The 12051-nt window shown below is 70.0% G+C and carries 12 protein-coding genes; 7 read left to right on the top strand and 5 right to left on the bottom strand.

The window, feature by feature from the left end:
- Positions 1-7 precede the first annotated feature (7 nt).
- The 3 genes from AB0E90_RS29965 to AB0E90_RS29955 are packed head-to-tail and all read right to left on the bottom strand — an operon-like array spanning position 8 to position 1488.
- Positions 8-406 (bottom strand): DCC1-like thiol-disulfide oxidoreductase family protein, encoded by a 399-nt coding sequence (locus AB0E90_RS29965; protein WP_360413051.1) that lies wholly within the window; start codon positions 404-406, stop codon positions 8-10.
- A gap of 4 nt (positions 407-410) precedes the next feature.
- Complete coding sequence (locus AB0E90_RS29960) at positions 411-974, bottom strand: GNAT family N-acetyltransferase (RefSeq protein ID WP_360413048.1); 564 nt, start codon at positions 972-974, stop codon at positions 411-413.
- Positions 975-984: 10 nt separating this feature from the next.
- Positions 985-1488, bottom strand: coding sequence for a GNAT family N-acetyltransferase (locus AB0E90_RS29955; protein WP_360413045.1), 504 nt, complete (start codon positions 1486-1488; stop codon positions 985-987).
- Positions 1489-1528: 40 nt separating this feature from the next.
- Between AB0E90_RS29955 and AB0E90_RS29950 the strand changes: the two genes are divergently transcribed.
- The 6 genes from AB0E90_RS29950 to AB0E90_RS29925 all read left to right on the top strand — a co-directional run bounded on the left by AB0E90_RS29950 (position 1529) and on the right by AB0E90_RS29925 (position 8039).
- Positions 1529-2746: a crosslink repair DNA glycosylase YcaQ family protein gene (locus AB0E90_RS29950; RefSeq protein ID WP_360413042.1), complete on the top strand. Its 1218-nt coding sequence runs from the start codon at positions 1529-1531 to the stop codon at positions 2744-2746.
- A gap of 5 nt (positions 2747-2751) precedes the next feature.
- On the top strand, positions 2752-3273 hold the full coding sequence (locus AB0E90_RS29945; protein ID WP_360413039.1) for a DUF2752 domain-containing protein: 522 nt from the start codon (positions 2752-2754) through the stop codon (positions 3271-3273).
- A gap of 26 nt (positions 3274-3299) precedes the next feature.
- Complete coding sequence (gene dapA / locus AB0E90_RS29940; protein ID WP_360413036.1) at positions 3300-4193, top strand: 4-hydroxy-tetrahydrodipicolinate synthase; 894 nt, start codon at positions 3300-3302, stop codon at positions 4191-4193.
- A 54-nt stretch (positions 4194-4247) separates the two neighbouring features.
- Positions 4248-5936, top strand: a complete 1689-nt coding sequence (locus AB0E90_RS29935) for a ribonuclease J (RefSeq protein WP_360413033.1) — start codon at positions 4248-4250, stop codon at positions 5934-5936.
- A gap of 95 nt (positions 5937-6031) precedes the next feature.
- Positions 6032-7570 (top strand): S1 family peptidase, encoded by a 1539-nt coding sequence (locus AB0E90_RS29930; protein WP_360413030.1) that lies wholly within the window; start codon positions 6032-6034, stop codon positions 7568-7570.
- Between the two features lie 58 nt (positions 7571-7628).
- Positions 7629-8039 (top strand): DUF2784 domain-containing protein, encoded by a 411-nt coding sequence (locus AB0E90_RS29925; RefSeq protein ID WP_360413028.1) that lies wholly within the window; start codon positions 7629-7631, stop codon positions 8037-8039.
- On the opposite strand, the gene AB0E90_RS29920 is transcribed toward AB0E90_RS29925, so the two are convergent.
- Entirely contained in the window at positions 7936-8337 is a 402-nt protein-coding gene (locus AB0E90_RS29920; protein WP_360413373.1) for a YbjN domain-containing protein, read from the bottom strand. The genes AB0E90_RS29925 and AB0E90_RS29920 overlap by 104 nt on opposite strands.
- A 107-nt stretch (positions 8338-8444) precedes the next feature.
- On the opposite strand from AB0E90_RS29920, the gene AB0E90_RS29915 reads away from it, so the two are divergent.
- Positions 8445-10964: a DNA translocase FtsK 4TM domain-containing protein gene (locus tag AB0E90_RS29915; RefSeq protein WP_360413025.1), complete on the top strand. Its 2520-nt coding sequence runs from the start codon at positions 8445-8447 to the stop codon at positions 10962-10964.
- Here the strand turns inward: AB0E90_RS29915 and AB0E90_RS29910 are convergent.
- Positions 10915-12051, bottom strand: a complete 1137-nt coding sequence (locus AB0E90_RS29910; protein WP_360413022.1) for a hypothetical protein — start codon at positions 12049-12051, stop codon at positions 10915-10917. The two genes, AB0E90_RS29915 and AB0E90_RS29910, sit on opposite strands and share 50 nt — an antisense overlap.

Below are 12051 nucleotides of genomic sequence, written 5' to 3'. Positions count from 1 at the left end.
ACGTATCTTAAATGCCTTTGCCGTAGAGCAGGTCGCGCTGAGCTTGCGGGAGCGAGCACGCCGCGGTGCCGCCGGGGAGCAGGTGGCGGTGTTCGGCGACCCAGCGGTAGGCCGGCCAGGCGGCCAGCCGGACCGGGCCGAGCTGGAGTGCGCCGCCGGCGAAGTGCCAGATGCGACCGGCGTCGCGCAGCAGAAGGGCGATCGCGTCGGGGCCGGACGCCGTTTCGCCGTCGGACGCGACCCATTGCACGGCTTCCTCGCACTCCTCTTGCGTGAGGCCGAGGGAATCGAGGTCGGCGAACTGCCACGGGATCACCCGGGCGTGGGTGGGGATGCGGCGTTCGATGAACTCGGCGCACGTGGTGCAGAAAGAGCAGTCGCCGTCGTAGACGAAGGTCGGGGTCACCTTTTTATTCTGCGCTCAGCGACACGTGCAGACGCAGCTGGGGGACGAGCATGTCGTCGACGTCGAGCGCGCGGCCGGCGCCGTCCGGTTCCCAGCCCGCCGTGGTCAGGAACTTCCGCATGGCTTGGTCCTGCTCGTAGGTCCAGGCGACCGCGCGGGTGAAACCGTCCTCGCGCCAGAGATCGACGGCGGCGGCGAGCAGGCGGCTGCCGTGGCCGCGGCGGCCCCAGCGCGGCTCGACCAGGATGTCGGTGACCGCGGCGTAATCGGCGGGCAGCGGCGGCTCCTCGGGGGCCAGGGCCTGCTCGTCGGCGGGGCCGGCGGCGGCGAAACCGACCACCTCGTTGGAGGATTCGCCCTGCTCGACCGCGATGAGCACGCGGTGCCGGCCGGACGGCGGCGACTGGATAGCCTCGTCCCAGCCGCGGGCGAGGTAGGCCTCGTCGAGGTTGGCCAGGATGTGCGCGGGGAACATCCGCCGGTACGCCGTGCGCCAGGTGGACAGCTGGATGCGGGCGATGTCGCCGGAATCTTCCGGGCGCGCCGGACGGACGAAGCCGAGTGCCATGACGGGGAGCCTACAGAGGCCGTGTGTACCGCAACTCGGGCAGTTGTGTTTCGGTTCCGTTCGGGGTGTACGTGTCGGTCGCCCCGTCCGGCGCCATCTCCATCCGTTCGTAGAATTGGCGGGCGCGCGCGTTTTCGGTCAGGACCCAGAGGCGCATTTGGCGGTAACCGCTTTCCCTCAGGTGAGCCATTGCCGCGGTGAACAAATGGCGGCCGGCGCCGTGTCGCCAATGGTCGGGCCGCACGTAGATCGCGTAGATCTCCCCGCTCTGCTGGTCTTCGCGGTCCGGGCCGAAGCTGGCGAATCCGACGATCGTCTCGTCCGCGTTCTCCGCCACCAGGGTCTGGGAGCCGGGTGGGCGGGGATGGTCGCGGCGGCGCTCGGCATTGACGGCCGGGTCGAGAGCGGCCAGGTAGTCGTCGGGAACAATTCCGGCATAGCCGACCCGCCAGCTACGGACGTGCACCTCTCCGACGGCGAGATAGTCGGCCTCGGTGATCGGGCGGATGGTCATAGCGAGATTTTGTCGTACCCCTGCTCTAGCGTGCTCGTCGATGGCACCCGAACAGCTCTCCGTCGCCCAGGCCCGGCGCATCACGCTGGCGGCCCAGGGCTTCCTGGATCCGAAACCGGGCGGCGCTACGGATATGCGCCACCTGCGCCGCGTGCTGCGCCGGCTCCACCTGATCCAGATGGACTCGGTCAACGTGCTGCAGCGTGCCCACTTCATGCCGCTCTACAGCCGGCTCGGCCCCTATCCGGCGGAGTTGCTGGAGCGGGCGGCCTATCGAAAACCCCGGGAGCTGTTCGAGTTCTGGGGGCACGAGGCGTCACTGATCACCACCGACCTGCAGCCGCTGTTCCGCTGGCGGATGGCCAAGGCGGCCGACCTCGCCTGGGGGAGCATGACGCGCATCGGGCGCGAGCAGCCCGAGCTGGTCGCCTGGGTGCTCGACGAGGTGCGCGACCGCGGGCCGATCACGGCCGCCGAGATCGAGCACGACGCGCCCCGCCGCAAGGACCACTGGGGCTGGAACTGGTCGGTGGTCAAACAGGCCCTGGAGTGGCTGTTCTACTCCGGCCAGGTGACCGCGGCCGAGCGCACGACGTCCTTCGCCCGCCGCTACGACCTGCCCGAGCGGGTGCTGCCGGCCGCGGTGCTCGATGCGCCGACCCCGGCCTACCCCGACGCGATCCGGGCGCTGGTCGAGCTGTCCGCGCGAGCGCTGGGCGTGGCCGCCGAGCCGGAGCTGCGCGATTATTTCCGACTGCCGGTCGAGGGCTTCAAGCGCGCGGTCGCCGAGCTGGTCGACGACCAGGTGCTCACCCCGGTGACGGTGCCGGGCTGGAAGCAGCCGACCTACCTTCATCACCAGGCCAAGCTGCCGCGCTGGGTGCGGGCGGCCACCCTGATCAGCCCGTTCGATCCGCTGATCTGGATGCGGCAGCGCACCGAGCGGCTGTTCGACCTCAACTACCGCATCGAGATCTACGTGCCCGCCCCGCAGCGGCTCTACGGCTATTACGTCCTGCCGTTCCTGCTCGGTGACCAGTTCGTGGCCCGGGTCGATCTCAAGGCCGACCGCAAGGCCGGCGTGCTGCGCATCCCGGCCGCCTGGCGGGAGCCGGCCGCCGACCCGGCCGAGACCGCCGTGGCGCTCGCCGCCGAGCTGCACCGGCTGGCCGGCTGGCTGGGTCTTTCCGCGATCGAGAAGCCGGAACGGGGCGACTTCGCGGGCCCGCTGGCCGCTGCCCTCGCGGGTGTACCGTGACGCCCATGAGCGTGGTTGAGGGCCCGGTGGGCGTGGTCGAGGGCCCGGCCCTGCCTCCGGGGTGGTACCCACCGCCCCGCCCTGACCCGGTGACCCGTTTTGTCCAGCGAGTCTGGACCCGGTCGCCGATCTGGGCCGCTCCGGTCGCCCTGTTCGCGTGCATGGGTGGCGCGGTCGGCTACACCCTGGCCGTCAACCCGACCGCCGCCGGCGCCGGTGACGCCCCCACCTGCCTGCTGAAATACACGACCGGGTTCATCTGCCCGGGGTGCGGCGGCACCCGCGCGGCGTGGTATTTGCTTCATGGCGACATCCCGGCCGCGGCCCGGCACCACCTGATCTTCACGTTCGCCGTGCCGTTCCTCCTTTACATGTACGTGGCCTGGGCCGGTAAGCGGTTGTTCAACTGGAAGCTGCCACAGCTCACCGTCAGTCCGGGCGTGCTGATCGCATTCGTGGCGGTCTGGGGCGTCTGGAGCCTCCTGCGTAACCTGCCCTGGGCCCCGTTCACCGCTTTCTACGTCTGAGCGGTGCGTCCGATAGGTTGTGGGGTATGACGCACGACCCGCGACCCTTCGGACGGCTGTTGACCGCCATGGTCACCCCGTTCGGCACGGACGGCTCCCTCGACGTCGAGGGCGCGGCGAAATTGGCCACCTATCTTGTCGACGAGCAGCGCAACGACGCGCTCGTGATCAGCGGCACCACCGGTGAGTCCCCGACGACCAGCGACGCGGAGAAGGACACCCTGCTCCGCGCGGTGGTCGAGGCGGTCGGCGACCGGGCCCGGGTGGTGGCCGGCGTGGGCACCAACAACACCGCCCACACGATCGAGCTGGCGCACGCCGCGGAGAAAGCGGGAGCGCACGGGCTGCTGGTCGTGACGCCTTATTACAACAAGCCGCCGCAGGCGGGCGTGGCCCGGCATTTCCTGACCGTCGCCGACGCGGTCGGTCTGCCGATCATGGTCTATGACATCCCGCACCGGGCCGGCACGGCGATCGCCACCGAGACGATGTGCCACATCGCCGAACACGACCGGATCGTCGCGGTCAAGGACGCCAAGGGCGACCTGATCGCCTCATCGTGGGTGACCAGCCGCACCGAGCTGGCCTACTACTCCGGCGACGACGCGGCGACTCTGCCGCTGCTCTCGATCGGCGGCGTCGGCCTGGTCGGCACCTCGACGCATTTCACCGGCGCCATCGCCAAGGAGATGATCGAGGCGTTCGAGCGGGGCGACGTGGCTACCGCACTGCGGTTGCACCGCCAGGCATTGCCGCTGTTCACCGGCATCTTCCGGTCTCCCGGCACCATGCTGGTCAAGGCGGGCCTCGCCGCGTCGGGGCTGCCCGCCGGCCCGGTCCGGTCGCCGCTGGTCGACGCGAACGACGACGAACTGAACCAACTGCGCCAGGACGCCGCCGCGGCGGGCATTGCCCTCTGAAAATGGCATTGCCCTCTGACAAAGGCCCGTCCTCTGAAAAGTAGAAAGACGCGAATGAGTCAAGCGCACGTGGAGCTGGATCCGCCACCGCCGCTGCCGGAGGGCGCCCTGCGCGTCACCCCGCTCGGCGGACTCGGGGCCATCGGCCGCAACATGACCGTGCTCGAGTTCGACGGAAAGCTGCTGATCATCGACTGCGGGGTCCTTTTCCCCGACGTCGAGCAGCCGGGCGTCGACCTGATCCTGCCCGACTTCACCCCGATCCTCGATCGGCTGGACGACATCCAGGCGATCGTGCTCACCCACGGCCACGAGGACCACATCGGCGCCGTGCCCTACCTGCTGGCCCACAAGGCGGACATCCCGCTGGTGGGCAGCGAGTTCACGCTCGCGCTGGTTGAGGCGAAACTCGCCGAGCGCCGCCTGGACCCGTACACGTTGACCGTCCGGGAGGGCGGCATCGAGCGGCTCGGTCCGTTCGAGTGCGAGTTCTTCGCGGTCAACCACTCCATCCCGGACGCGCTGGCGGTCGCCGTGCGCACCCCGGCCGGCCTGGTGCTGCACACCGGCGACTTCAAGATGGACCAGGTCCCGCTGGACGGCCGCATCACCGACCTGGCCGGCTTCGCCCGGCTCGGCGCCGAGGGTGTCGACCTGCTGCTCTCCGACTCGACCAACGCCGAGGTGCCCGGCTTCGTGGCCCCCGAGCGGGACATCGGCCCGGTGCTCAGCTCGATCTTCAGCAAGGCCCGTGGCCGGATCATCGTGGCCAGCTTCGCCTCCCACGTGCATCGCGTCCAGCAGGTCTTCGACGCCGCCTGGGAGTACGACCGCAAGGTCGCGCTGATCGGCCGCTCGATGGTGCGCAACATGGGCATCGCCCGTGACCTCGGCCTGCTCAACGTGCCGGACGGCCTGCTGGTCAGCCTGGACGAGGCCACCAACATGCCGGGCGACGAGATCGTCTTCATGTCGACCGGGTCGCAGGGCGAGCCGATGAGCGCGCTCGGCCGGATGGCCACCGGCGACCACCGGCACATCACCATCGAGACCGGCGACACGGTCGTGCTGGCCAGCTCGCTGGTGCCGGGCAACGAGACCTCGGTCTACCGGGTGATCAACCGGCTCTCCCGGGCCGGCGCCACGGTGATCCACAAGGAGACGGCGAAGGTGCACGTCTCCGGTCACGCGCCGGCCGGCGAGCTGCTCTTCCTGCTCAATGTGGTGCGGCCGAGCAACCTGATGCCGGTGCACGGCGAGTGGCGGCACCTGCGGGCGCACGCCCAGCTCGGCATCGAGTCCGGCGTCGCGGCCGACCGAGTGGTGCTCTGCGAGGACGGCGATGTGGTCGACCTGGTCGAGGGGCACGCCCGGCACGTCGGCCGGGTGGCCAACCGCTACGTCTACGTGGACGGTCTCGCGGTCGGTGACGTCAGCGAGTCGCTGCTCACCGAGCGGCGGATTCTCGGCGACGGCGGCTTCATCTCGGCCACCGTGGTGATCGATTCGGTGACCGGCAAGGTGGTCGGCGAACCGAGCATCTCGGCCAAGGGCTTCTCCGAGGACCCGGAAGCGTTCAGTCCGGTGATTCCGCTGCTCACCGCGGCCCTGCACCGCTCGGCCGAGGACGGCATCACCGACACCCATCAACTGCAGCAGGTGGTACGCCGTACGGTCGGTCGCTGGGTTAATGACGCTTATCGCCGTCGCCCCATGATCGTGCCAACTGTCGTAGAAGTCTGATTCACAGGAATCTCTTTCAACCATCGCAGTCCGAGGTCCGTATCTCAGGTCACGGTGCCGCCCCCACGGCACCCGTGGCGAGGGGAGTACCTCAGATGCAGCGCAGCAGGATCGCCGTGGCGGCGGCGGTCGTGGCGGCGGCCGGAGCGGCAGTGGCTTTCACACTGCCCTCGATGGCCGGCACCACGCCGTCTGCCGGTAAGGCCGCCTCCACGAAGTCCGGTGTGGCCCCGCAGCTCCTTGCGGCCATGGCCCGGGACCTCGGTCTGGACGGCGACCAAGCGACGGCCCGGCTCAAGCGTGCGCAGTGGGCGAGCGGGGTCTCGGCGAAGTTGTCGGCCGAGACCGGCGCCGACTTCGGTGGCGCCTGGCTGGCGACCGACGGCACCACGCTGAAGATCGCGGTGACCGACTCGGACGCCGAGGCCGTGGTGAAGAAGGCCGGAGCTGTTCCGGTGCTGGTCAAGCGCAGCGAGCAGACCCTGGTTTCGGCCAAGGAGAAGCTCGACGCGGCGGTGTCCGAAGCGGACGGTCTGACCGGCTGGTACGTCGACGTCCCGACCAACAAGGTGGTCGTCGTCGCCAAGCCCGGTGAGGCGACCGCGGCGAAGAAGCTCGCCAAGTCGGCCGGTGTCGCGAGCGACGCCCTCACGGTCGTCACCAGCACGGCCTCGCCGAAGCCGCTGGCCGACATCCGCGGCGGCGACGCGTACTTCATCGCCGTCGACGGCGGCACCGCGCGCTGCTCGATCGGCTTCTCGGTGGAGGGCGGCTTCGTGACCGCCGGCCACTGCGGCGCGGTCGGTGACAAGACCTTCGCCAACGCTCAGGGCACCGCCCAGGGCACGGTGGCCGCCTCGGTCTTCCCGGGCGACGCCGACATGGGCTTCGTCAAGGTCAACGCCGGCTTCACGCCGCGTCCGGTGGTCTTCGACTTCAACAACAACGAGCTCCCGGTGGCCGGCAGCACCGAGGCCCCGGTCGGCGCGGCGATCTGCCGCTCCGGCTCGACGACCGGCACCCACTGCGGCACGGTCCTCGCCAAGAACCAGACGGTGGTCTACCCGGAGGGCCAGGTCACCGGCCTCACCCGGACCAACGTCTGCGCCGAGGGCGGTGACTCGGGCGGCTCGTGGCTCTCCGGCGACCAGGCGCAGGGCGTCACCTCCGGTGGCTCCGGCGACTGCACGGTCGGTGGCGAGACGTTCTTCCAGCCGGTCAACGAGATCCTGGCGACCAACAACCTGACCCTGGTCACCGAGGCCGGCGGCGACGGTGGCGGAGAGGCGACCACCCCGCCGGCTACCGAACCGACCGAGTCGGCCGGAGCATGTGCCGAACAGCAGGTCGCACGGACCGGCGAACTGGCGGCCGGCAAGGCTCAGGCCCAGCCGAACGGTGGCGCCTTCCGGGCCAACGCCGGCAAGCAGACCGCCTGCCTGGACGCGCCCGACGGCGCCGACTTCGACCTGGTGCTGCAGCGCCTCACCAACCGCGGCTTCCGCACGGTCGCCGAGGCAACCGGCGACGGCGACAAGACGCTGAGCGCGAACGTGCGCTCCGGCACCTACCGGTACGTCGTGGTGGCGTCCGCCGGTTCCGGCTCGTACACCCTGGGGTTCAGCGCCCCGTAACGGGCACGGCGGCTGTCGCCCCACCTGCCGGGGGTGACAGCCGCCGTACCGTGAAACCATGTGGGAAGCCGTCGAGTACGCCGCAGTGGCCGCGCATTTCGCGTTTCTGGCCCTGGGCATACTCGGCGGCTTCTTCGCGTGGTGGTGGCCACGCCTGATCTGGTTGCAGATCGCCGCGGCCACCTGGCTGGTGCTGGTCGTGGCCGCACATCTGCCCTGCCCGCTGACCTGGGTCGAGGACCGGGCTCGCGCGCACGCCGGCCAGCCCGCGCACGTCGGTGGTTTTCTCGACAACCACGTGGCCGGTGTCTTCTATCCGGTGGGGCACGAGCAGGCCGCGCGGATCGTGGCGGCGCTGGTGGTCCTCAGCTCGTGGACGGTCGCTGCTTCAGCGTGGCGGTGGCGTCGGAGAGCTGGCAACCCGTCGCGATCCCGCAGATCATCACCTGATCCAGCTGCTCGACCGTGACGCCCTTCTCCCAGTCGGCCAGCACCTCGCCGATGATGTTGACGGTGCCGTCGTCCTGGATGTGGACGTAGGCCTTGGGCCACAGCCGGTCGTGATTCCACGAGTTGCAGAACTCGTAGAGCCGGGTGACGTCCTCCATCCCGAAGATGTGCTGCACCATGGCGCGGACCTGGAGCATCTCGCCCTGGTCGCCGATCTGGAAGAAATAGATCAGATTGCCCTGAAAATTGCCGACCACGTCTCCGTCGGCATCGATCATGTACGTGTACCCGTGCTTGTCGAGCACCGACTTGATCATCTCGTGGGTCAGAGGCTGCACGAGGCCTAGCCTATGCGGCCGAACCACGAAAGAGGCCCTAGCGCGCCTTCACGTTCGCTGAGCATATCGACGCTACGGTGTAGGGCATGGCGGGCCGAACTCCTCCGGCGAGCCGGGGCCGCTCCTCGTCGCGCGGTGCCGCGAACAGTCGTGCCCGGCAACCGGCACGCCAACCGGCCCGGCAGCCCGCCCGCAAGAAGACCACCGCCGCCCGGCCCCGCGCGAGTGCCAGCCGCGCCCGGCCTTCGGTGGGCGCGGTCGTCGCGACCGCCGCCGGCCGTGGCGCCGGCGCCCTCTGGATGGGTCTGGCGCACAGCGTCGGCTGGGTGGCCCGCGGCGTCGGCAAGCAGGCCGCCACCGCCAAGGAGATCGATCCCGAGCACCGCCGGGACGGCGCCGGCCTGCTGATGCTCGGCCTCGCGATCCTGATCGGGGTCGCGGTCTGGGTGGGCAGCGCCGGGCCGGTCGGCAAGTGGCTGGCCGACGCGGTCCGGTTGTTCTTCGGTGGCCTCGCCGTGCTGCTGCCGCTGCTCCTGCTCTACGGCGCGGTGCGGCTGATGCGCCGGCCCGCCGACCCCGAGCACCGCGGCCGCAGCGTGGTCGGCTGGACCGCGCTGCTGGTGGCCACCGGCTCCCTGCTGCACGTCGCCCAGCAGCCGCGCGACGACGTGGCCATGGACCGGGCCGGCGGCCTGCTCGGCTTCGCGGTCGGCGGCCTGCTCGAGCACGCGGTGACCGCCTGGGTCGCCGTACCCTTGCTGGTCCTGCTCTTCGTCTTCGGTCTTCTGGTGATCACGGCGACGCCGATCAACCGGATCCCCGAGCGGCTGATGCTGCTGGTCGACGTGCTGACCGGCCGGTCGACCGAGCGCGCGCCGCTGCCCGAGCTCGACGCCGACGACCTCGATCTCGATGTCGAGCCCGAGGAGGAGGCGCCGAAGACCCGGCGGCCGTCCCGCCGGCGGCAGGGCTCCCTCGCCGACATCGGCCTGGCGCCCGAGTCGGAGGACGACGACATCCTGCACGACGTCGTCCCGGTGCCGAAGGTGCCGACCAGCCGTAAGAAGCCGCCGGCCCCGCCCGTGCACACGCCGGCGCCGCCCACCCGGGCCGAGCAGCTGGAGATCAGCGCGGTGCCCGGCGATTACCGCCTGCCGCCGCCGACGCTGCTGGCCACCGGCCCGCCGGCCAAGGCTCGCAGCCGCGCCAACGACGAGATCATGGCCGCCCTGACCGGGGTGTTCGAGCAGTTCAACGTCGACGCCGTGGTTGTCGGCTTCACCCGCGGCCCGACCGTGACCCGTTACGAGGTCGAGGTCGGCTCGGGCGTCAAGGTCGAGCGGATCACCCAGCTCTCCCGCAACATCGCCTATGCGGTGAAGTCGCCGGACGTGCGCATCCTCAGCCCGATCCCGGGCAAGAGCGCGGTCGGCGTGGAGATCCCCAACACCGACCCGGAAAACGTCTCCCTCGGCGACGTGCTCCGCTCGCGGGCCGCCACCGGCGATCACCACCCGATGGTGGTCGCGCTGGGCAAGGACATCGAGGGCGGCTTCGTGGTGGCCAACCTGGCCAAGATGCCGCACATCCTGATCGCCGGCGCCACCGGCGCGGGCAAGAGCTCCTGCCTCAACTCGATCCTGGTGTCGATCCTGACCCGGGCCACGCCGGACGAGGTGCGGCTGCTGCTGGTCGACCCGAAGCGGGTGGAGATGACGGCGTACGAGGGGATCCCGCACCTCGTCACGCCGATCGTCACCAACCCGAAGAAGGCGGCCGACGCGCTCGAGTGGGTCGTCGGCGAGATGGACATGCGCTACGACGATCTGGCCGCCAACGGCGTGCGCCACATCGACGACTTCAACCGCAAGGTCCGCAGCGGCGAGATCACCGCGCCGCCGGGCAGCGAGCGGGAGATGAAGCCGTATCCCTACTTGCTGGTGATCGTCGACGAGCTCGCCGACCTGATGATGGTGGCGCCGCGCGACGTGGAGGATTCGGTCGTCCGGATCACCCAGCTCGCCCGGGCCGCCGGCATCCACCTGGTGCTGGCCACCCAGCGCCCGTCGGTCGACGTGGTCACCGGCCTGATCAAGGCGAACGTGCCGTCCCGGCTCGCCTTCGCCACGTCCTCGCTGGCCGACTCGCGGGTCATCCTCGACCAGCCCGGCGCCGAGAAACTGCTCGGCCGCGGCGACGGTCTGTTCCTGCCGATGGGCGCCTCGAAGCCGACCCGCATTCAGGGCGCCTGGGTCGACGAGTCGGAGATCGCGTCGGTCGTCAAGTGGTGCCAGGAGCAGCGCGAGCCGGAGTTCCGGGAGAACGTCACCGAGGCGCCGCCGAGCAAGAAGAAGCAGATCGACGAGGAGATCGGCGACGACCTGCAGCTGTTGCTGCAGGCCATCGAGCTGGTCGTGACCAGCCAGTTCGGGTCGACGTCGATGCTGCAGCGCAAGCTGCGGGTGGGCTTCGCGAAGGCCGGCCGGCTGATGGACCTGATGGAGAGCCGCGGCATCGTCGGGCCGACCGAGGGCAGCAAGGCCCGGGACGTGCTGATCAAGCCGGACGGTCTGGAAGAAGCGCTGGCCGACCTGCACGTCGACTGAGCTGCCACACCGGCGACGAGTAGCCGATGACGTGCACGGCCGTGACCGCCCCCGCCGCCAGCATCATCGCGGCAGGGATGGCCATCGGCATCAGATAGCCGCCGAGCAGGTAGGGCGCGTACGAGATCAGCGACGCCGCCTGCACCAGCACCGGGACGAACCAGAGCCGGGGCCGCTGGAACGCGAGCAGCAGGGTCAGCACGTCGGCCAGGAAGAAATAGCGCTCGTGCATGCCCGGCAGCAGGAACGGCACCATGATCGCGAAGAGCGCGGCCGCCGGGATGATCTCGAACTGCCGGCGCGCCAGCACCGCGCACACCGCCAGGACGGCGGCGGCCGCGACGACATAACCGGCGGTGCGGAGCGGGGCGTCGGCCGGCAGGAACGCATAGACCGAGGGGGCCCGCATGGTCAGGCCTTCGACGACGTGTGCCTGGCGGCCCATGTCGTAGATGGTGAGCAGCTCGGCCGGGCTGCGACCGGCCAGGACGGCCGGGAGATCGAGGGCGAGGAAGACGGCGGGGGCGGCCAGGAGCGTGCGCCAGGGGAGCCGGCCGCCCAGCGCGAGCGGCAGCAGAAGCGGAAAGATGAAGATCGCCTGGGGTTTGATCGCCAGGGCCGCGCCGAACAGCGAGACGGCGATCCAGGGCCGCTCCCGCAGCAGGAAATAGACACCGCCGACGGCCAGGCTCGCCCACATGGCGTCGATCTGCCCCCACAGCGACGCGTTGATCACCACGGTGGGCAGAAGAGCAACGACAAGAGCTTTTTCAAAACCGGCGATTTTGTACGCGAAGAAGACGAGCACCGCGTCGAAAAGGACGAACGCCAACTTGATCTTGATGACCAGCGGTCCCGGCACCAGGTGCAGGAATGCCAATAGATACACGAACGGGGCGTTGTAATTGCCCACGTCGGCGCCGACCGCCCGCCAGCCGCCCTCGAGTTGGTAGTACCACATGAAGAAGATGCGCATATCTCCGGTCGTGACCGGCCAGGCAACCGCCCGCACCAGCACCGCGACCGCGACGAGCGCGACGAGTTTCCCGGTTGTCCGCATCGGCAGGTAGTACGGACGGAACGGCAC

This window comes from Actinoplanes sp. NPDC026619, assembly GCF_040638295.1.
Taxonomy (GTDB): domain Bacteria; phylum Actinomycetota; class Actinomycetes; order Mycobacteriales; family Micromonosporaceae; genus Actinoplanes.
This window is presented reverse-complemented; position numbering and strand designations above follow the sequence as displayed.

Coding starts and splice junctions, on each gene's coding strand:
- AB0E90_RS29915 (WP_360413025.1), top strand. CDS start 8,445: ATGGCGGGCCGAACTCCTCCGGCGAGCCGGGGCCGCTCCTCGTCGCGC.
- AB0E90_RS29945 (WP_360413039.1), top strand. CDS start 2,752: ATGAGCGTGGTTGAGGGCCCGGTGGGCGTGGTCGAGGGCCCGGCCCTG.
- AB0E90_RS29950 (WP_360413042.1), top strand. CDS start 1,529: ATGGCACCCGAACAGCTCTCCGTCGCCCAGGCCCGGCGCATCACGCTG.
- AB0E90_RS29925 (WP_360413028.1), top strand. CDS start 7,629: ATGTGGGAAGCCGTCGAGTACGCCGCAGTGGCCGCGCATTTCGCGTTT.
- AB0E90_RS29960 (WP_360413048.1), bottom strand. CDS start 974: ATGGCACTCGGCTTCGTCCGTCCGGCGCGCCCGGAAGATTCCGGCGAC.
- AB0E90_RS29920 (WP_360413373.1), bottom strand. CDS start 8,337: ATGATCAAGTCGGTGCTCGACAAGCACGGGTACACGTACATGATCGAT.
- dapA (WP_360413036.1), top strand. CDS start 3,300: ATGACGCACGACCCGCGACCCTTCGGACGGCTGTTGACCGCCATGGTC.
- AB0E90_RS29935 (WP_360413033.1), top strand. CDS start 4,248: ATGAGTCAAGCGCACGTGGAGCTGGATCCGCCACCGCCGCTGCCGGAG.
- AB0E90_RS29955 (WP_360413045.1), bottom strand. CDS start 1,488: ATGACCATCCGCCCGATCACCGAGGCCGACTATCTCGCCGTCGGAGAG.
- AB0E90_RS29930 (WP_360413030.1), top strand. CDS start 6,032: ATGCAGCGCAGCAGGATCGCCGTGGCGGCGGCGGTCGTGGCGGCGGCC.